The organism is Microbacterium gilvum, from assembly GCF_039543865.1.
Lineage (GTDB): Bacteria > Actinomycetota > Actinomycetes > Actinomycetales > Microbacteriaceae > Microbacterium > Microbacterium gilvum.
Map to the genome: position 1 here is coordinate 106580 of NZ_BAABKO010000005.1, position 20016 is coordinate 126595.

Consider the following 20016-nt stretch of genomic DNA (forward strand, 5'->3'; position numbering starts at 1 on the left):
CACCGCGGCGGCGCACCGCCGACCGGCCGCCGCCGGTAGGGTTGCCGGCATGACGAAGCTGCGTCTCGCCATCGTCGGCGCCGGCCCCGCCGGCATCTACGCCGCCGACATCCTCCTCAAGGTCGAGCGCTCGTTCGAGGTGTCGATCGACCTCTTCGAGCACCTGCCGGCGCCCTACGGGCTCGTGCGCTACGGGGTCGCCCCCGACCACCCGCGCATCAAGGGCGTCATCGGGGCCCTGCGCGAGGTGCTCGACCGCGGCGACATCCGGCTGTTCGGGAACGTGCGCTTCGGCGAGCACATCACGCTCGACGACCTCAAGCGCCACTACAACGCCGTGATCTTCGCGACGGGCGCGGTGCGCGACGCCGAGCTCGCCATCCCGGGCATCGACGCGGCGGGGTCGTTCGGCGCCGCCGACTTCGTGAGCTGGTTCGACGGGCACCCCGATGTGCCCCGCTCGTGGACGCTCGACAGCGCATCGGTCGGCGTGGTCGGCAACGGCAACGTCGCGCTCGACATCGCGCGCATCCTCGCCAAGCACGCCGTCGACCTGCTCCCCACCGAGGTGCCCGACAACGTCTACGACGTGCTCGCGTCGTCGCCCGTGACGGACGTGCACGTCTTCGGCCGTCGCGGCCCCGCGCAGGTGAAGTTCACGCCGCTCGAGCTGCGTGAGCTCGGCGAGCTGCGCGACGTCGACATGGTCGTGTACGACGAGGACTTCGACTACGACGAGGCGTCGAAGGCCGCCGTCGCATCGAACAAGCAGGTGAAGGTCATCGACCGCGTGCTGCAGGAGTGGCGCACGCGCCCCGGCGCGAACGGGTCGGCGGGATCGGCGTCGCGTCGACTGCACCTGCACTTCTGGGCGCGCCCCGTCGAGGTGCGCACCGACGCGCACGGCCGCGTCGCGGCGCTCGTGTACGAGCGCACACGACCCGACGGCTCGGGCAGCGTCGTGGGCACGGGCGAGCTGCGCGAGGTGCCGATGGGGCAGCTGTACCGTGCCGTGGGCTACTTCGGATCGCCGCTTCCCGGCGTTCCTTTCGACGACCGGCACGGGGTCATCCCGAACCACGAGGGGCAGGTGCTGCGCGCCGACTCGAACGAGCGGATGCCCGGCGTCTACGCGACGGGATGGATCAAGCGCGGGCCCGTGGGCCTCATCGGCCACACGAAGTCGGACGCCATGGAGACCATCCAGCACCTCGTCAACGACCAGGGGTCGTGGTGGCAGCCGGAGGACCCGTCGGAGGACGCCATCCCCGCCCTCCTCGCCGCACGCGGCGTCGCGTGGACCGACCTCGAGGGCTGGCATCGGCTCGACGCGCACGAGATCGAGCTCGGCGCGCCGCAGGGCCGCGCCCGCGTCAAGGTCGTGCCGCGCGACGAGATGGTGCGCATCTCACGCGACTGAGCGGATGGCCCGGGCGGGCCATCCGCTCAGTCAGTCGCGCGGGCGCGCCGTCGACGACCGCACGACGAGCGCGAACGGCAGCGGGATGTCGGCGGCGACGGCGTGGTCGTGCTGCGGCTCCAGCTGCTCGAGCAGAATGTCGACGGCGCGCGCGCCCTGCTCGCGGGGGAACTGCGCGACCGTCGTGAGGCCGAAGAAGTCGGCCTGGTCGTGGTCGTCGATGCCCGCGACGGAGACGTCGTGCGGCACCGACAGACCCAGGTCGCGGGCGGCGAGGATGGCGCCCATCCCCATCTCGTCGGACGCCGCGAAGATCGCCGTCGGGCGGGACCGAGGGTGGGCGCCGAGCAGCTGCTTCGCGGCGTGGTAGCCGCCCTGCACAGTGAAGTCGGCGTTCGCGACGAGGTCGGGATCGAGGGGGATGCCGGCCTCGGCGAGCGCCGCCTCGTACCCCTGCCGGCGCTGGACGGGGAGGTGGAAGTCGGAGTCGAACTCGGGGCGGCCGCCGAGATGCCCGATGCGCGTGTGCCCGAGGCCGATGAGGTGCTCCGTGGCGAGATGGGCGACGGCGACATCGTCGATCGCGAGCGTGCGCACGTCGGGAATGGGCCCGCCCACCCCGACGAGGGGCTTCCCGAGGGCGAGCAGGCGCGACACCTCGTGCGGCGTCAGCTCGAGCGAGACGGCGATCACGGCGTCGACGCGCTGACGGAGGAGGAACTCCTCGAACACGCGGTCGCGCAGCTCGGGGCCGCCCGAGACGTTGTAGAGCGTGACGTCGTAGCCCGCGCGCATGAGCGCCTGCTGCGCGCCCTCGAGCACCGACGTGAAGTACCAGCGGTCGAGGAACGGCAGGACGACGCCCACGTTGCGGGTGCGGCCGCTGGCGAGGCTCGACGCGTTCGACGAGACGACGTATCCGAGATCGTGGGCCGCGCGGAGCACGGCGTCCTTCGCCGCGGCCGACACGTGCCCGCGACCCGAGAGGGCCCGTGAGACCGTGGCCGTCGAGACGCCCGCACGCTGGGCGACCTCGGCGATGCTCACGGTCTGCACGGGTTCATCGTAGGGCGGCCGTCAGGCGGCGACGAACCAGGCGGCGGTGTCAACGGGCAGCACGCCGTCGCCGAGCGGGCCGCTCGCGAGCAGTACGCGCAGCCCGTCGGGCACGGGCACGTCGTCGGCGCCCGTGTTCGCCACGACCGTGACGGGTCCGTTGCGGAACGCGAGCGCCGCCTCCGGCCATCCTTCGAGCCATGCCAGGTCGCCGGACGGCAGCGCGAGCTCGCGGCGGCGGCGCAGGAGCTCCTTGTACAGCTCGAGCGTGGAGCCGGCGACGCCGTCCTGCCGGTCGCGCGCGAGCACGTCCCACTCCGCCGGCTGCGGCAGCCACGACGCGCCCGTCGCGCTGAAGCCGAACGCGGGGGCGTCGGCCTCCCACGGGATGGGCACGCGGCAGCCGTCGCGCCCATAGCGCTCGCCGTTCGTGCGGAACCACGTCGGATCCTGACGGGCCTCGTCGGGGAGCTCGATCGCCTCCGGGAGGCCGAGCTCCTCGCCCTGGTAGAGGTAGGCGCTGCCCGGCAGCGCGAGCATGACCGTCGTCGCGGCGCGTGCGCGGCGCAGGCCCACGACGGGGTCGGGCTTTCCGGGGGAGAGGGGGCCGATGCCGTGGCCCTGCGGGCTGTCGTCGCCGAGGGCGAGGCGCGAGGCGTGGCGGATGACGTCGTGGTTCGACAGCACCCACGTCGCGGGTGCGCCGACGGCGGGGAAGACCTCGAGCGACTCGGCGATGACCTCGCGCAGCGGCGCGGCCGCCCAGTCGGTCATCATGTACGGGAAGTTGAAGGCCTGGTGCATCTCGTCGGGGCGCACCCAGAGTGCGGTCTCCTGCGCCGTCGGACGCCATGCCTCGGCGCAGAGCGCCCGGTCGCCGTCGTAGCCGGCGAGGAGGTCGTGCCACTCGCGGTAGATCTCGTGCACGCCGGGGCGCCCCCAGTAGGGGACGTCCTCGGAGTCGCCGCCCATCGAGTCGGCGTCGGCCGGGGGCACGAAGTCGGGGAGGCCCTCCTGCTTCACGAGCCCGTGGGCGACGTCGACGCGGAAGCCGTCGACGCCGCGGTCGAGCCAGAACCGCAGGATGTCGAGGAACTCGTCGCGCACCTCGCGCTGCGACCAGTCGAAGTCGGGCTGGCTCGAGTCGAAGAGGTGCAGGTACCACTGCCCGGGGGTGCCGTCGGCCTCGACGACGCGCGTCCACGCCGGCCCGCCGAACACCGACTGCCAGTTGTTGGGCGGCTCGGAGCCGTCCGGCCCCTTCCCATCGCGGAAGAGGTAGCGGGCGCGCTCCGAGCTTCCGGGAGCCGACGCGAGAGCCGCCTGGAACCACACGTGCTGGTCGGAGGAGTGGTTCGGCACGAGGTCGACGATGACGCGGATGCCGCGGTCGTGGGCCGCCGCGAGCATGTCATCGAAGTCGGCGAGCGAGCCGAAGAGCGGATCGACGTCGCGGTAGTCGGCGACGTCGTATCCGGCGTCCTTCTGCGGCGACGTCATGAACGGCGACAGCCAGATGGCGTCGACGCCCAGATCCGACAGGGCGTCGATGCGAGCGGTCACGCCGCGGAGGTCGCCGACCCCGTCGCCCGACGCGTCCGCGAACGAGCGCGGGTAGATCTGGTAGATCGCGGCGGTGCGCCACCATTCAGCTGTCATGGATCAGAACTCTAGAGGATTTCGACGGCACCTGTAAGCGCTTGCACTTTACCGAGCGTTCACGATGGTCTCAATTCCGTCACGGCGGCGCTGATGCGGTTTCCATTCTTAACGCGGAGCGTGTATACCTGTAAGCGCTTGCACAGCGGCGAGCACGACAACCAGGAGGACACACCAATGAAGGTGAACAGCAGGGGACGTCTCGCGGCGCTCGTCGCGGTGTCGGCCGCGACCGCCATCGGCCTCGCCGGATGCGCCGGCGGCACGGCGTCCGAAGACGACACGGCCGACGCCGGCGACACCGCGGCCTCGACCCTCACGGTGTGGGTCGACGCCGAGCGCGTGGACGCGCTGCAGGCCGTCGCCGACGCCTACACGGAGAAGACGGGCGTCGAGATCGATCTCGTCGGCAAGAGCGTCGACGACATCAAGGACGACTTCATCCAGCAGGTGCCGACGGGCGAGGGCCCCGACATCACGATGGGCGCGCACGACTGGCTCGGCGAGCTCGCCACCAACGGCGTCGTCGCCCCGCTCGAGCTCGGCGACTCCGCGGAGGGCTACCTCGACGTCGCCGTCGAGGCGTCGACCTACGAGGGCACCGTGTACATGCTCCCCTACGCGGTGGAGAACATCGCGGTGCTCCGCAACGCCGCGCTCGTGCCGGAGGCCGCGACGAGCTTCGACGACATGATCGCGAAGGGGCAGGCCGCCGGCCTCGACCAGCCGTTCGTCGTCGAGCAGGGCGCGGAGGGCAACCCGTACCACCTCTATCCGTTCCAGACCGCTTTCGGCGCCCCCGTCTTCGGCACGAACGACGCCGGCTACGACCCGACCGACCTGCAGCTCGGCAACGCGGGCGGCGAGGAGTTCGCCGCGTGGCTCTCGGCGCAGGGCAAGAACGGCACGGGCGTGTTCAACACCGACATCGACGGCGAGATCGCCAAGCAGGCGTTCCTCGACGGCACGGCGGCGTTCTGGCTCACGGGTCCGTGGAACGTCGGCACGGCGGTCGATGCCGGCATCGACGTCGCGATCGACCCCGTGCCGAGCCCGACCGACCAGGAGGCTGCGCCGTTCGCCGGTGTGAAGGGCTTCTTCGTCTCGTCGGAGTCGGCCAACCAGGTCGCCGCGAACGACTTCCTCGTGAACTACCTCGGCAGCGAGGAGGCGCAGCTCGCGCTCTTCGAGGCGGGCAACATCCTGCCGGCCCTCTCCGCTGCCGCGGAGACGGCCTCGAGCGACCCCATCATCGCGGGCTTCGCCGCCGTCGGCGAGCAGGCCGTGCCGATGCCGGCCATCCCCGCGATGGGCGCCGTGTGGCAGTACTGGGGCATCGCCGAGGCCGAGATCGTGAACGGCGCCGACCCCGTCGCGACGTGGCAGAAGCTCGCGTCCGACGTGCAGGCCGCGATCGGCTGACGACCCGCTCCGCCAGTGCGGATGTCCGCCTCCCGCGTGCGGGAGCGTGACATCCGCACTGGCGAACGCCCTGCACCGAGCCCCGACACAGCGACAGGAAGCCATGACCGACACCACCACGCCCACGGCGCGTCAGCGCCGCGCGCGATCGATCGCCGACCAGGCGGGAGGCGGGCTGCGCTCCGTCGTCATCAAGATCGCGGCCCTCGCCATCGTCGACGCCATCGCGGTCTACGCCGTGCTCGTGCTGCTCGGGTACGGGCAGTGGCTCGTCATCGGCGCCGTCGTCGTCGTGACGGCGATCGTCAACTGGGTGTACTTCTCCCGGCGCGCTCTCGCGTCGAAGTACCTCACGCCCGGCGTCATCTTCCTGTGCCTGTTCCAGGTGTTCGTGCTCGTCTACACGGGCTACGTCGCCTTCACGAACTACGGGACAGGACACAACGGCACCAAGGAGCAGGCCGTGTCGGCGCTCATGGCGTCGGCGCTCGAGCGCGTGCCCGATTCGCCGAGCTACCCCGTGACCGTCGTCGAGCAGGGCGGGGCGATCGGCCTGCTCGTGACGACGCCGGACGGAGAGGCGCTCATCGGCACGGCCGACGAACCGCTCGCCCCCGCCGCCGCGTCGTTCGACGGCGGCAAGGCGGTCGAGGTCGACGGATGGACGACCCTCCAGTTCGCCGACGTGCTCGCCCGCACCGACCAGATCACCGAGCTGTCGGTGGCGTTCTCCGACGACCCCAACGACGGGGCCATCCGCACGCCCGACGGCTCGAGCGGCTACCTGTACACGTCGTCGCTCGAGTACGACGAGGCCGCCGGCACGCTCACCGACCTCGAGACGGACACGGTGTACTCCGACCTCGGAACCGGGGCGTTCACGGCGCCCGACGGGACGGAGATCCTGCCGGGATGGCAGGTCACGGTCGGGTTCGACAACTTCGTGCGCGCCGTCACGGACGCGCGGCTCGCCGGCCCGCTGCTGTATGTCACGCTGTGGACCTTCGCCTTCGCCCTGATCTCGGTGGCGTCGACGTTCTTCCTCGGCCTGTTCCTCGCGATCGCGTTCAACCACGCCCGCATGCGCTTCCGGCGGACCTACCGTGTGCTCATGATCCTCCCGTACGCCGTGCCGTCGTTCCTGTCGGCGCTCGTGTGGGCGGGCATGATGAACCAGAGCTTCGGATTCCTGAACCAGGTGATCTTCGGCGGCGCCGACATCCCGTGGCTCACCGACCCCGTTCTCGCGAAGGTGTCCGTGCTCATCGTGAACCTGTGGCTCGGGTTCCCGTACATGTTCCTCGTCTGCACGGGCGCGCTCCAGGCCATCCCCGACGAGCTGCAGGAGGCGGCGACGGTCGACGGCGCGAGGCCGTGGGCGATCTTCCGCCTCATCAAGCTGCCGCTGCTGCTCGTGAGCGTCGCGCCGCTGCTCATCGCGTCGTTCGCGTTCAACTTCAACAACTTCAACATCGTCTACATGCTCACGAACGGCGGACCGCGCGACGGGGATGCGCCCATCCCCGTGGGCCATACCGATCTGCTCATCTCGCTCGTCTACAAGGTCGCGTTCACGGGGCAGACCCGCGACTACGGCCTCGCGAGCGCGTACTCGATCATCATCTTCATCGTCGTGGCGGTCATCTCGATCATCGCGTTCCGCCGCACCAAGTCCCTCGAGGAGCTGAACGGATGACCGCCTCGCTCGACACCGTCGCCATCACGGGCGGGCGCCGCGGCCCCGCCCCGCGCCGCCGTTCCGCCGGCCGCTGGTTCGCGGACACCGGATGGCGCCACCTCGTGGGCGTCGTCATGGTCGCGTTCTCGCTGCTGCCGATCGTGTTCGTCATCTCGAGCTCGCTCAACCCGAACGGCACGCTGACAGGATCGAACGCGCTGTTCTCGCAGATCGGCTTCGACAGCTACGCGCGCATCCTGAACGACCCGAAGACGCCGTTCCTCGCGTGGTTCGCGAACACGCTCATCATCGCCGGCATCACGGCGATCGCGACGGTGTTCCTCGGCGGGCTGGCGGCCTACGCGTTCTCGCGCATGCGGTTCGCCGGGCGGCGGTTCGGCCTCATCGGAATCGTCGTCGTGCAGATGTTCCCGCAGCTGCTCGCCGTCGTGGCGATCTTCCTGCTCATGAGCGCGATCGGGGAGTGGTTCCCCGCGCTGGGGCTCAACACCCGCATCGGCCTCATCCTCGTGTACCTCGGCGGCGCGCTGGGCGTGAACACGTACCTCATGTACGGGTTCTTCAACACGATCCCGCAGTCGATCGATGAGGCGGCGAAGATCGACGGCGCGGGTCACGCCCGCGTGTTCTTCACGATCGTGCTGCCGCTCGTCGCGCCCATCCTCGCGGTCGTCGCGCTGCTGTCGTTCATCTCATCGGTGAACGAGTACGTCGTGGCGTCGGTGCTGCTCATCGACACCGACGTGCAGACGCTCGCGGTGGGCCTGACGAAGCTCGTGTCGAACCCCCGCTACGCCGACTGGAGCGCGTTCTCGGCCGGCGCCGTCATCGCGGCGCTGCCCGTCGTCGCGCTCTTCCTCTTCCTGCAGAAGTACATTGTCGGCGGACTCACCGCCGGCGCCGTGAAGTAGGTCGGTCGTCGCGGTCGCCGATCACTCGCCGGGGTTGCGGTTTCCGTCCTTCCGGGGCCGGTTGAGGCCGGGAACTGCGACCTGGGTGAGAGGGTCGACCGCTGGGTGGCCGGTGGGCGGTTGCCGATCACTCGCCGGGGTTGCGGTTTCCGTCCTTCCGGGGCCGGTTGAGGCCGGGAACTGCGACCTGAGCAGTCGATCGCTGGCGCAGCCGGACACAACGCAGGAGATCTGCGCCGCGAGGGGTGCCCGCGCCGCATGAAGCCGCGCTGAGCCGCGGACGGGAGCAGCTGATCTCCTGCGTTGTGTCCGCACTGACCACCGACCCCGCCCGCACACAGCGAAGCGCCCCGGCCATCACTCGGATGGCCGGGGCGCTTCGTCGCGGATCAGCGCTGGGTGGTCTGGCCGGGAGCCGAGACGCGGCGCGGCTCGCGGCGGCGGGGAGCCGCCGCGTCCGTGCGGGGAGCCGGGTCGCCCGTCGACGTCGAGTACACGCGCGGAGCAGACTGAGCGCGACCGCCGTTGCCGCCGCGACCGCCCTGCCCGCCGCGACCGCCGCCGTTGCCGCCGCGCGAACGCCGCGAACCCTGGCCGTCGCGATTCTGGCCGTCTCGGGCGCCGTCGCGCACCTGGCCATCGCGGGACGCCCCGGAGGCCTGCCCTCCGCGGCCGCCGCGACCGCCACGGCTCGACCCTGCAGCCGACCCTGCGGTCGCCGTCGCGGCGCCCTCGCGTGCCGCGCGCTTGCGGCGCGCGTTGGCGCCCTGCGACGTGCCCGCAGCGGCGGGGGCGGGGGCGTTGCCCGAGCCGGGCCCGCCGGGAACGGGGGCGACGCGCTCGGCGACCTCGCCGACGAGGGCCGTGACAGCGGCGCTCGTCGGGGTGACGCGCTGCGGCTGCGCCGCGATGCCGGCCTTGCGGAGCAGCAGCTTCGTGTCCTGACGCTGCGAGGCGAGCATGACGGTCACGACGTCTCCGGCCGAGCCCGCACGGGCAGTGCGGCCGGAGCGGTGCACGTACGCCTTGTGCTCGGCGGGCGGGTCGACGTGGACGACGAGGTCGACGCCGTCGACGTGCACGCCGCGGGCGGCGACATCCGTCGCGACGAGCACGCGCACGCGGCCCGACGAGAAGTCGGCGAGGCTGCGGTCGCGCGCGTTCTGCGACAGGTTGCCGTGCAGGTCGACGGCGGGGATGCCGCGCGCCGTCAGCTGCTTGGCGAGCTTCTTCGCCTGGTGCTTCGTGCGGGTGAAGAGGATGCGGCGCGCGACGCCGGAGGCGAGCGTGCGCACGAGGTCGTTCTTCTCCTCGTCGTCGACCTCGAACACGTGGTGCGTCATAGCCGGGACGGGCGACTCCGCCGGGTCGATGGAGTGGCGCACCGGGTCCTTGAGGAACCGCGACACGAGCTTGTCCACGCCGTTGTCGAGCGTCGCGGAGAAGAACATCCGCTGGCCGTTCGCCGGGGTCTTCGCGAGGATGCGCGTCACGCCGGGGAGGAAGCCGAGGTCGGCCATGTGGTCGGCCTCGTCGAGCACCGTCACGGCGATGCGGTCGAGGTTCACGACGCCCTGGCTCATGAGGTCCTCGAGGCGGCCGGGGCAGGCCACGACGATGTCGACGCCGGTGCGGAACGCGGTCTCCTGGGGCTTCTGCGAGACGCCGCCGAAGACGGTCGTCACCTTGAGGCCGGAGGCCTCGGCGAGGGGGGTCACGACGCGCGCGATCTGCGTCGCGAGCTCGCGCGTGGGGGCGAGCACGAGGGCGGATGGCCGGCCCGCCGTGCGCGTCGGCTTCGTCTGCGCGAGGCGCGCGACGAGCGGGATGGAGAAGGCCAGCGTCTTGCCCGAGCCGGTCTTGCCGCGACCGAGCACGTCGCGCCCGGCGAGGGTCGACGGCAGCGTCTCGCGCTGGATGGGGAACGGGGTGGGGCGCTCCTCGGCGACGAGGACGTCGACGAGGTGGGCGGGGACGCCGAGATCGGCGAACGTGGGAGCAGAGGTCACGGAGACTTCTTTCGAGGGGTCCGCCGTGCAGGATGGCGCGGGTCGCGCGACGCGGCGGAGGATGGCGAACTCGGCGGGTGCCGGATCCGTTCGCCGCGGCAGGATGTTCGCGATCGGGATGGGAGTCCGCGCGATCAGGACACGACGACGCGCGACACAGGTCGCGCAGACCCCGACCCTAGCACCCGGGCCTGTGAGGGACCCCGCCTCAGCGGTAGTTGATGAACTGCAGGTCGATGTCGAGGTCGGCGGCCTTGAGCAGGCGGATGACCTCCTGCAGGTCGTCGCGGCTCTTCGACGAGACGCGCAGCTCGTCGCCCTGGATCTGCGACTTCACGCCCTTGGGGGCCTCGTCGCGGATGATCTTGCCGATCTTCTTCGCGTTCTCCTGCGTGATCCCCTCCTTGAGCGTGGAGGTGATGCGGTACTCCTTGCCGGAGGCGACGGGCTCGCCCGACTCCAGGCTCTTGAGCGAGATGCCGCGCTTGATGAGCTTGGACTGGAAGACGTCGAGCACCGCGTTGGCACGGTCCTCGCTGCTGGCCTTGATGACCACGGCCTCACCGCTCCACTCGATGGAGGCGCCGGTGCCCTTGAAGTCGTAGCGCTGCTCGACCTCCTTGCGCGCCTGGTTGAGCGCGTTGTCCGCCTCCTGGCGGTCGATCTTGGAGACGATGTCGAAGCTGGAGTCTGCCATGGGAGAAGCCTACCGAGCGGCCCCTGAGGGCGCCGTCGGTTCGTAGAATGTCCCGCGAGCCGGCTCACGGAGGAGGACCGCATGCGCCCGCTGACCGAACAGGATGTCCTCGGATCGTTCGTGAACGCGGACGACCGCGAGCTCGAGCTCGTCGAGCTCCCGCACGACTTCCCCCTCACGGAGTGGGACCACCTCGACTTCCTCGCCTGGCGCGACCCGCACACGCGCAGCCGCGGCTACATCGTCGCCGAGATCGCGGGCGAGCCCACCGGCATCGTGCTGCGCGCGGCATCGGGATCGTCGAGCGCGCGCCAGAGCATCTGCAACATCTGCCGTACGATGCAGCCCGGCAATCAGGTGACGATGTTCACGGCGCGCAAGGCGGGCCCGGCGGGGGAGAAGGGGGACAGCATCGGCACGTACATCTGCGCCGACCTGTCGTGCCACGAGAACGTGCGCCTCGCCCTTCCGCTCGCTCCGAGCGAGTACCGCGCGAGCGTCGACATGAAGATCGACGGAACCGCGCGGCGATCGCGCGCGTTCGTCGAGCGCGTCATCGAAGACGCCGCCTGACAGCTACGCCGCCTGACCGCTACGCCGCCCGGCTCACGGCCGCGTCGATGAGCACCTCGGCGGCGCCGCGCGCCTGGATGGCCGCCTCCGGGTCGGCCGAGATGGCAGCGGTGCTCTGCGCGCCCTCCGCGAGGATGGCGAGCTGCGCGCCGAGCGACGCGGGCGCGCCGATGCCGGTGACGAGCTCGGCCATGTACGCCTGGAACGAGGCCTTGTGGGCCCGCACGATGCGCGCGACCTCGGGGTTCGTGCCGCCGAGCTCGCCGAAGGCGTTGATGAAGGCGCAGCCGCGGAAGCCGTCCGTGCAGAACCAGTCCTCGAGGTAGCCGTAGACGGCGAGGAGCCGCTCGCGCGGCGACCCCGCGACGGCGACCGCACCGCTCAGCGCGCGCTCCCACTCGTCGTGCTTGCGGGCCAGCACGGCCGCGACGATGTCGCTCTTCGCGGGGAACAGCGCATAGAGCCGTCGCAGCGACACGCCGGCCGCCGTCCGCAGCTCGTCCATCCCGACGGCCGCGTACCCCTTCTCGTAGTAGAGGCCCTCCGCCGCGCGGAGGATGCGCTCCCTGGCCTCGTCCTCGCTCATGCGACCATCCTACTTGACATGAGAACGAGCGTTCTCTATCGTGGTGTCCATCGGTGAGAACGACCGTTCTCACCTCATCGGAAGGGAAGAGATCATGGGCTTCATCACCGTCGGCCAGGAGAACAGCACCGACACCGAGCTGTACTACGAAGACCAGGGTGCGGGCCAGCCGGTCGTGCTCATCCACGGCTATCCGCTCGACGGCCACAGCTGGGAGCGCCAGACGCGTGAGCTGCTCGCGCAGGGCTACCGCGTGATCACCTACGACCGCCGCGGATTCGGGCAGTCGTCGAAGGTCGGCTCCGGCTACGACTACGACACCTTCGCCGCCGATCTGAACACCGTGCTCGAGACCCTCGACCTGCGTGACGTCGTTCTCGTCGGCTTCTCGATGGGCACGGGCGAGCTCGCGCGCTACGTCTCGCGCTACGGCCACGAGCGAGTCGCGAAGCTCGCCTTCCTCGCCTCCCTCGAGCCCTTCCTCGTGCAGCGCGACGACAACCCCGAGGGTGTTCCGCAGAGCGTCTTCGACGGCATCGCCGCCGCAGCCAAGGGCGACCGCTTCGCGTGGTTCACGCAGTTCTACAACGACTTCTACAACCTCGACGAGAACCTGGGCTCTCGCATCAGCCAGGAGGCCGTCACGGGCAGCTGGAACGTCGCCGTCGGGAGCGCGCCCGTCGCCGCCTACGCGGTCGTGCCCGCCTGGATCGAGGACTTCCGCGCCGATGTCGAGGCCGTGCGAGAGGCCGGCAAGCCCACGCTCATCCTGCACGGCACGAAGGACAACATCCTCCCGATCGATGCGACCGCGCGACGCTTCCACGAGGCGGTGCCCGCCGCGGAGTACGTCGAGGTCGAAGGCGCCCCGCACGGCCTGCTGTGGACGCACGCCGACGAGGTGAACGCCGCGCTGAAGGGCTTCCTCGCGCGCTGAGCGCCCGGCGGGGGCGGGGTCCGGATCTCGGCGTCGGCGGGCGCGCTGTCCGCATCCGGCCCGCCGCCGCCAGGCTCCATCAGCGGATGGGGTTCGGAGCGACCATCGTCGGGCGAGCGCGGCGCTCCTCGGCCAGGAGTGTTCGGCTGCCTCGGCGGGGAAAGCGGACGATCAGGATGGCGGTGGGCGGGCTTCCCGACGGCGAAACCTGCATCACCTCTCCTGCTCGTGGAACCTCGCCGTCGAAGCCCGGGGGATGAGCGTGGGCAGGCTTCGGCGGATCGGATCTCCAGACTCGCCGGTCGGCAGCAGCAGATCGAGTGCGGCATCCGCGATCTGATCGAAGGGCGTGCGGACGCTGGTCAGGGGAACGGGGAGCCTGGAGATCAGCGGGATGTCGTTGTAGCCGACGATGGAGACATCGCGGGCAGGTTCGATACCGAGCGATCGAGCTGCGCTGAGCACGCCGATGGCGAGGTTGTCGTTGGCCGCGAATACCGCGGTGGGTCGTGAGCCGGCAGCGTCGAAGAGCTCGTGTCCGATGGCGATGCCATCGTCCAGCCCGTACCCGACCGAGTGCACGAGCTGACTGGCGAGCTCGCGTCCCGCCTCGCTGAAGGCACGCCGTGCACCGGCGAGGCGGTCGCGAGCGCTGGAAGTGAACCAAGGTCCGGTGACGACGGCGATGTCGCGGTGACCGAGGTCGAGCAGATGGCGGATGGCGAGATAGCCTCCCGCTTCGTCGTCTCCGAGCGCGGAAGGGCTGACTCTGTCCGTCCTCAGCGCGAGGACGTGAGGGATGCCCCGGTCGCGAAGAGACGCGGGCAGGTCATCGTCAAGGCGTGCGGTCGCGAGGATCAGTCCATCGACGTTGCGGTCCAAGAGCGTCTCGGTAGCGCGACGTTCGTCCTTCGGGTCATCTCCGCTGGTCGCGACGACGGCGAAGTATCCGCGTGAGCGCGCTTCCTTCTCGATCGCCTGGAACATGAGGGCCATGACCGCGTCGGTCAGCCGAGGGACGAGGACGCCGATCGTGGTGGTCGCTCCCCGCCTGAGGCTCGCAGCGGAGGTGTTGCGGCGGTAGCCGAGGTCGTCCGCGGCCTTGCGGACACGCTCGGCGGTGGCTGTTCTGGATGTCGGGGTGCGGTTGTCGAGCATGCGGCTGGCGGTGGAGACGCTCACTCCGGCCGCCTCCGCGACATCGCGGAGCGTGACTGGACGCTGCTCTGCGTTGATCGTCATGGATGCCCCCTCATCCGCGAGTCTAATTCGAACCCGCCCGCACCCTTCGGGTGCGAAGGGCTTGCGAGTCGCGGCGGGGACTTCAGCTCAGATCCTTGACAAGGAAGGGGGCTGACGCGCAGACTTGCAATCGTTCCCGCAAACGTTCCCATCCGGTCAAGATGTGATGGGTCTCAAGGAAGAGAAGAAGGAGACGTCATGGTCCTCGACCTCCGCGGCCTGAACCCCGCACCCGTTACCCCGTTCACCGAGGATGGCGCCGTCGACTACGCGGCCATCCAGCGCCTGGGTTCGTGGCTCGGCTCCATCGACGGAGTGAAGAGCCTCGTCGTGCTCGGGCACGCCGGTGAGGGGACGTTCCTCACCGAGCCGGAGCAGCTCGACGTCATCCGCGCGTTCCGTGACTCCGTGAACGATGAGATCCCGATCATCGCGGGCATCACGAAGGAGGGAAACCTCACGGCGGCCCTCGAAGCGAAGGCGGCGGCGGATGCCGGCGCCAAGGGCGCTCTTGTGTACCCGTCGCACGGGTGGCTGCGCTTCGGATTCCAGCCCGGTGCGCCGCAGACCCGCTACCGGGCGATCTGGGAGGAGTCGGGCCTCGAGGAGATCCTGTTCCAGTACCCCGACAACACCAAGGCCTCGTACGACCTCGACACGCAGCTCGAGATCGCCGGCCAGGAGGGGGTGAACCACACCAAGAACGGTGTGCGCAACATGCGTCGCTGGTACACGGAGATCCCCGCTCTGCGTGCCGCCTACCCCGAGCTCCAGATCCTCAGCTGCCACGACGAGTACCTCCTGCCGACGATGTTCGACGTCGACGGACTGCTGGTCGGCTACGGCAACATCGCTCCCGAGCTGCTGCTTGAGCTGATCGCGGCGGGCAAGGCGAAGGACTACGCGGCGGCGCACGCCATCCACGAGCGGCTGCTGCCGGTCACGAAGGCCGTCTACCACCGCGGCTCGCACATGGAGGGAACCGTCGCGCTGAAGTGGGGCCTGGTCAACCGCGGCATCCTCGACCACGCCACCGTGCGCACCCCGCTCCTCCCGCTGCCCGCCGGTGCGGACGCGGAGATCGCGGCGGCGTTCGCGTCGGCTGATCTCGGCAAGGTCACCGTCCCCGCCTGACCCATTCCCTCTCCTGGCCGGCACGCCACTGTGCGTGCCGGTCAGGAGACCATACCCTTGCCGCGACTTCTCCGCAGAGCGGCAGCACAGTCAATGACGACTTACCGGCCCGCAGTCTGGCCTCCAACGAAGGAGACACCATGAGCACTGACCACCCGCCGAAGACCCGCCCACCGGCCACCCCCGGCACTGGTCACGGACGCATCTCCACCGAGACCGTGCGCACCATCGTCGAGGCCCGCCACACCCGGCGCACGTTCTGGAAACAGCTCGCGCTCATCGGTCCCGCGTTCGTCGCGGGCGCCTGGCAGTTCGGCCCGGGCAACCTCACCACCGCGATGAATGCGGGTGCCCTGTACGGGTACGCCCTCATCTGGGTGATCATCATCTCCACGATCCTGATGATCTTCCTCACCGACATGAGCGTGCGCCTCGGAATCCGCACACCCGTCTCGCTCATCTCCTCCATCAAAGAGCGCCTTGGCGGCTGGGTCGGCGTCGTCGCAGGGGTCGGCGTCTTCCTGATCACACTGTGCTTCTCCGTCGGCAATGCGGTCGGCTCCGGCGTCGGCCTGTCCATGCTCATCCCGGGTACGAGCCCAGTGATGTGGACGGTGATCTGCACCGTCGCGGTCGGGGCGATCCTGCTGCTCAAGGGCATCTACGGTGTCGTGGAGAAGATCCTCATCGTCATCGTCGCGCTGATGGCATTCTGCTTCATCGCCTCTGCGTTCGCCGCGAATCCCGACTGGGCTGCGGCCGGAGCGGGCCTCATCCCCGTCGTCCCGGAAGGCGCCTGGCTGCTGATCATCGGTCTTGTGGGGACGAACTTCTCCATCAACGCCGCCTTCTACACGTCCTACGGCACCAAAGCCCGCAAGCGTACCGAGGCCGACTACCGCGACATCACCATGGTCGACACGGTTCCTGGCATCGTCGCTCCCGGCATCATGACCGCCCTGGTCATCATCGTCGCGGCGGCAGTCCTCAACGCGACCGGCACCGACGCTCCCGGAGCCTTCGGCGGCCTGACGAAGATCTTCGAACCGATCGCCGGCCCCGTCGGCGCCTGGATATTCGCGCTCGGCTTCTTCGGCGCCGCTTTCAGCTCGATGATCCCGAACTGCGTCGCTGGAGGAACCATGCTCTCCGATGCCCTTGGGCGCGGGCCCTCCGCCGACACAGCGACCGCACGCCTCGGAAGCGCGTTCATCCTCGCCTTCGGCATCACGATAACGATCGTCTTCTCCGGCTCCTCACCGGTGCAGCTGATCATCATCGCCCAGGCCCTCACCGTGCTGTTCGCTCCGGTCCTCGCTGCGCTGATCGTCATCATGGCGAACGACAAGAAGCTCATGGGGCCGCTGCGCAACAGGTGGTGGCAGAACCTCCTCGGCGTCGTCGGCCTCCTCTCCGTCCTGCTCCTGTCCGGACGGCTTGTCGTCAGCCTCATCAGCGGATAGCGGTCTCTGCATCGGGCGTATCCTCACCGGCGCATGCATGCGGGAGCGTCGGTGAGGATACGCACTCATCACCTGTCAGGAGGGTCCGAAGATGCGGTATGTCAGCTTCCATCACGACGGACGCGATGGCGTCGCCGAAGCTCGCGGCAGCGATCTCCATCCACTCGTCGGCATCCGCAACATCGATGCCGCCACCGATCGCGACGCCCTCGCGAATGCAGCGCGGCAACGTCCGCTGCCGCGAACCGCTGTCACTCTTCGTCCAGTCAGCGTCCCCGCGAAAGTCATCGGCGTCGGTCGCAACTATCCGACCCCCGGCCAGCAGACCCCCGCGCGTGGGTACCCGATCCTGTTCACGAAGTTCGCCCAATCTCTTCTCGCCGCAGACGAAGACCTGTGCTTGCCGATCGCCGTCCACGGCGACTACGAAGGAGAGATCGCGGTCATCATCGGCAAGCCCGGACGAAACATCCCCCGAACGCGCGCGTTCGAGCACGTCCTCGGGTACGCCCTCGCCAACGACGTCTCCATCCGCGACTACCAGCACCGCAGCAGCCAATGGCTGCAAGGCAAAGCCTGGGACAGGTCCTGCCCCGTCGGACCCGCGATCGTCACCCCCGACGAGTTCGACGCGAGCGCCGCACGACTACGGACATGGATCAACGGCCGGCTCGTGCAAGACGGGTGCTTCCGAGACCTGATCTACCCCGTCGACGAGCTGATCTCGCTCATCTCCGAGTTCACAGAGCTCCTTCCTGGCGACATCATCCTCACGGGAAGCCCGCATGGCAACGGACAGTCCTTCACTCCGCCTCGCCGGCTCGAGGACGGCGACCACATCTGCGTGCGCGCCGACGGTCTCGGCGCCCTCACCACGGCCGTCTCGCTCATCGCTTCCGCATCGACGACCGCACCTGCGACCGCCAAGATCTGCTGACATCTCGATCACCCGATCCGAGCGCTGCCTCCTGACGCTCGGATCCGGCGAACGGGCCCGTCTGCAGGGGTACGAGACGGCATCGGCCGAGCGAATCCGGCCCTCCAGATCCCGATGCGACGCTGCGGCGTCAAGCTCGTCATGGTCGGCCAGAAGAGCGCGCTCGGAGTGAAGGAGGACGAGAAGACCCCCCGCTCTCGCGGGGGGCCTTCTCGTGGGTGGCAAGTGAGGGATTCGAACCCCCGAAGCATGACGCGGCTGATTTACAGTCAGCTCCCTTTGGCCGCTCGGGCAACTTGCCAGGGCGCGCCCGCCCGACTTGCACAGACGACCGGAGGCGCGGAGACCCATGTTACCCCGCCATGGCGGCGAGATGAAATCCTCGGATGCCCGGGCGCGTTGCGCGAGGCCGCCCCTGCGGGCGTGGCAGCGGATGGCAGGATGGCACCATCCGGGGTGCCGGCCCCGTCGAGAGGGGGCACCCATGTCCGCACCGCAGGCGCCGTACGCGCAGCCGCCGCAGGACAAGCCGATGTCGAAGCTCATCACGGGCGCCATCTGGATCGCGATCGGCTCGCTCATCGCCGCGGCGATCGTGTGCGTGGTCTGGGTGCTCGTCGGCGATCAGAACGGCCTCGTCGGCAAGGCGTTCACGACCGTGCTCCTGCTCGCCGCCTTCGCCGGCGTCGTGCTGCTCGACGCGAACCTCGCGCCCCGGCGCCCCGACTGGTTCGCCCTCGCGAGCATGGTGTCGTGGGTGATCGCGCTGCTCGTCGGGGCGGTGAAGATCTGGCTCGACGTCACCCCCTCGTGGGCCGGCGACGACTACCGGTACCTCGAGTACGGTGCGAGCGGCGTGGAGCGGTTCTTCCAGCTCCTCTTCGTCATCGTCGTCCTGCAGCTCGCGCTCCTCCACCTGCGTCTGTTCTGGCGCGCGGCGGAGCGCCACGTCACGGCTTTCACGCGCGGTGTGGCGATCGCGACGACGGCGTTCGTCGTCGCGCTCGCGCTGCTCCTCGTGTTCTTCCTCACCTTCCCCGATTCGTTCGACTACGCAGATCTGTACTGGCGCATCGTCGTGGCCCTGGCGATCCTCGCGGCGGTCGGGACGACCCTGCTCCCGCTCCTGAATGCCCTGTTCGCTCCCAAGAAGCCGCGCGAGCGTCCCATCACGGCGGCACCGCAGGTGCATGCCGGCGGCTACGCGGCACCGGCGCCGCAGGGATGGCCGACGTACTACGACGGCGTCACGCCCCTCCCCGTGCTTCCTGACGGCAGCCCGGACTGGAACGCGTACTACACGGGCTACCCGACTGCGCAGCCGCCGCTGCCGCCGCGTCCTCCGCTGCCGCCCGTGCCTCCCGTCGTCTGACCGGTTCACGCCCCGTTCGCCCGGCGCCGATAGCGTGGAGGGGTGACCCTCGAACTCGATCTCCGCGACCTCGCCATCGACATCGCCCGCGAAGCCGGCGCCCTCGCGCATCGGCGCCGCGAGGAGGGCGTCGCGATCGCGGCGAGCAAGTCGACGCTCGCCGACATCGTCACGGAGGCCGACCGCGAGGTCGAGGCGCTCATCCGTGCGCGGCTCGCCGCCGAGCGGCCGGGCGACGGGTTCCTCGGCGAGGAGTCGGGCGGCGGCGCGGGGGAGTCGGGCGTCACGTGGGTCGTCGACCCTATCGACGGCACCGTCAACTACGCGTTCGGCCAGCCGTCGTACGGCGTGAGCATCGCGGCCGTCACGGGGCCGGCCGACCCGGGCGGATGGCGCCTGGAAGCGGGCGCGGTCGTCGCGCCCGCTCTCGGCGAGGTCTACTCCGCTGCGCGCGGCCACGGTGCGTTCCTGGGCGAGCGGCGTCTCGCCGTCACGGAGGAGGCGCCCGCCGGGGCGCTCGTCGCGACGGGATTCGGGTACGACCCCGCGACGCACGCCGCCACGCTCGACGAGATCCGGGGCGTCATGCCGCTCGCGCGCGACCTGCGCCGCGCGGGCGCTGCCTCGCTCGACCTCGCCTTCGTCGCGGCCGGCCGTCTCGACGCGTACTTCGAGCGCGGGCTCAAGCCGTGGGACCTCGCGGCGGGCGCGCTGCTCGTCGCCGAGGCCGGCGGCCGGGTGGGATGGCTCGATGCCGACGCGTGGGGCAGGACGATGATGATCGCGGCGGCGGAGCACGCCTACGACGCCCTCGCCGCGGCGCTCCGACCGGGGGCGACATCGCGTGCACAGGTGTGATCTCGCGTGACTTCTTCCACCTTTTCGTGATCCCGGATGGC

Annotated in this window: 17 protein-coding genes and 1 tRNA gene; 11 read left to right on the forward strand and 7 right to left on the reverse strand. The window is 70.0% G+C overall.

Annotated elements, in window-relative coordinates; genetic code table 11:
- Positions 1-49 precede the first annotated feature (49 nt).
- Positions 50-1420: an FAD-dependent oxidoreductase gene (locus tag ABD998_RS13625; protein WP_345440070.1), complete on the forward strand. Its 1371-nt coding sequence runs from the start codon at positions 50-52 to the stop codon at positions 1418-1420.
- Between the two features lie 30 nt (positions 1421-1450).
- On the opposite strand, the gene ABD998_RS13630 is transcribed toward ABD998_RS13625, so the two are convergent.
- Both ABD998_RS13630 and ABD998_RS13635 read right to left on the reverse strand, forming a co-directional pair.
- On the reverse strand, positions 1451-2476 hold the full coding sequence (locus ABD998_RS13630; RefSeq protein ID WP_345440072.1) for a LacI family DNA-binding transcriptional regulator: 1026 nt from the start codon (positions 2474-2476) through the stop codon (positions 1451-1453).
- Positions 2477-2497: 21 nt separating this feature from the next.
- Positions 2498-4135 (reverse strand): glycoside hydrolase family 13 protein, encoded by a 1638-nt coding sequence (locus tag ABD998_RS13635; RefSeq protein WP_345440074.1) that lies wholly within the window; start codon positions 4133-4135, stop codon positions 2498-2500.
- A gap of 177 nt (positions 4136-4312) precedes the next feature.
- Here ABD998_RS13635 and ABD998_RS13640 point away from each other — a divergent pair, with 177 nt between their 5' ends.
- The 3 genes from ABD998_RS13640 to ABD998_RS13650 all read left to right on the forward strand — a co-directional run bounded on the left by ABD998_RS13640 (position 4313) and on the right by ABD998_RS13650 (position 8167).
- Positions 4313-5557 carry a sugar ABC transporter substrate-binding protein gene (locus ABD998_RS13640; RefSeq protein ID WP_345440076.1) on the forward strand — a complete coding sequence of 415 codons (1245 nt, stop codon included), beginning with the start codon at positions 4313-4315 and terminating at the stop codon, positions 5555-5557.
- A 103-nt stretch (positions 5558-5660) separates the two neighbouring features.
- On the forward strand, positions 5661-7253 hold the full coding sequence (locus ABD998_RS13645; protein ID WP_345440078.1) for an ABC transporter permease subunit: 1593 nt from the start codon (positions 5661-5663) through the stop codon (positions 7251-7253).
- The gene (locus ABD998_RS13650; RefSeq protein WP_345440080.1) at positions 7250-8167 is read left to right on the forward strand and encodes a sugar ABC transporter permease; all 918 of its coding nucleotides are present in this window, start codon (positions 7250-7252) and stop codon (positions 8165-8167) included. Before ABD998_RS13645 ends, ABD998_RS13650 begins: the two co-directional genes overlap by 4 nt.
- A gap of 389 nt (positions 8168-8556) precedes the next feature.
- Here the strand turns inward: ABD998_RS13650 and ABD998_RS13655 are convergent, their stop codons facing one another.
- Both ABD998_RS13655 and ABD998_RS13660 read right to left on the reverse strand, forming a co-directional pair.
- On the reverse strand, positions 8557-10176 hold the full coding sequence (locus ABD998_RS13655) for a DEAD/DEAH box helicase (protein ID WP_345440082.1): 1620 nt from the start codon (positions 10174-10176) through the stop codon (positions 8557-8559).
- A 208-nt stretch (positions 10177-10384) separates the two neighbouring features.
- Positions 10385-10873, reverse strand: a complete 489-nt coding sequence (locus ABD998_RS13660) for a YajQ family cyclic di-GMP-binding protein (protein ID WP_345440084.1) — start codon at positions 10871-10873, stop codon at positions 10385-10387.
- A gap of 81 nt (positions 10874-10954) precedes the next feature.
- Between ABD998_RS13660 and ABD998_RS13665 the strand changes: the two genes are divergently transcribed.
- Complete coding sequence (locus tag ABD998_RS13665; RefSeq protein ID WP_345440086.1) at positions 10955-11446, forward strand: FBP domain-containing protein; 492 nt, start codon at positions 10955-10957, stop codon at positions 11444-11446.
- A gap of 19 nt (positions 11447-11465) precedes the next feature.
- Here the strand turns inward: ABD998_RS13665 and ABD998_RS13670 are convergent, their stop codons facing one another.
- Positions 11466-12032, reverse strand: a complete 567-nt coding sequence (locus tag ABD998_RS13670; protein ID WP_345440088.1) for a TetR/AcrR family transcriptional regulator — start codon at positions 12030-12032, stop codon at positions 11466-11468.
- Between the two features lie 94 nt (positions 12033-12126).
- Between ABD998_RS13670 and ABD998_RS13675 the strand changes: the two genes are divergently transcribed.
- Positions 12127-12969 (forward strand): alpha/beta fold hydrolase, encoded by an 843-nt coding sequence (locus ABD998_RS13675; protein ID WP_345440090.1) that lies wholly within the window; start codon positions 12127-12129, stop codon positions 12967-12969.
- Between the two features lie 213 nt (positions 12970-13182).
- Here ABD998_RS13675 and ABD998_RS13680 read toward each other — a convergent pair whose 3' ends face one another.
- Positions 13183-14211, reverse strand: coding sequence for a LacI family DNA-binding transcriptional regulator (locus ABD998_RS13680; protein WP_345440092.1), 1029 nt, complete (start codon positions 14209-14211; stop codon positions 13183-13185).
- A 198-nt stretch (positions 14212-14409) separates the two neighbouring features.
- On the opposite strand from ABD998_RS13680, the gene ABD998_RS13685 reads away from it, so the two are divergent.
- From ABD998_RS13685 to ABD998_RS13695, 3 genes are all read left to right on the forward strand, one after another.
- Positions 14410-15345, forward strand: a complete 936-nt coding sequence (locus tag ABD998_RS13685) for a dihydrodipicolinate synthase family protein (protein ID WP_345440094.1) — start codon at positions 14410-14412, stop codon at positions 15343-15345.
- 140 nt (positions 15346-15485) lie between these two features.
- Entirely contained in the window at positions 15486-16808 is a 1323-nt protein-coding gene (locus tag ABD998_RS13690) for an Nramp family divalent metal transporter (protein ID WP_345440096.1), read from the forward strand.
- A gap of 91 nt (positions 16809-16899) precedes the next feature.
- A complete protein-coding gene (locus tag ABD998_RS13695; protein ID WP_345440098.1) occupies positions 16900-17745 on the forward strand; it encodes a fumarylacetoacetate hydrolase family protein in 846 nt (281 codons plus the stop codon).
- A 219-nt stretch (positions 17746-17964) separates the two neighbouring features.
- On the opposite strand, the gene ABD998_RS13700 is transcribed toward ABD998_RS13695, so the two are convergent.
- Positions 17965-18046, reverse strand: a tRNA-Tyr gene (locus tag ABD998_RS13700).
- 183 nt (positions 18047-18229) lie between these two features.
- On the opposite strand from ABD998_RS13700, the gene ABD998_RS13705 reads away from it, so the two are divergent.
- Positions 18230-19117 (forward strand): hypothetical protein, encoded by an 888-nt coding sequence (locus tag ABD998_RS13705; RefSeq protein ID WP_345440100.1) that lies wholly within the window; start codon positions 18230-18232, stop codon positions 19115-19117.
- 42 nt (positions 19118-19159) lie between these two features.
- A complete protein-coding gene (locus ABD998_RS13710; protein ID WP_345440102.1) occupies positions 19160-19975 on the forward strand; it encodes an inositol monophosphatase family protein in 816 nt (271 codons plus the stop codon).
- The last annotated feature ends 41 nt before the right edge of the window (positions 19976-20016 follow it).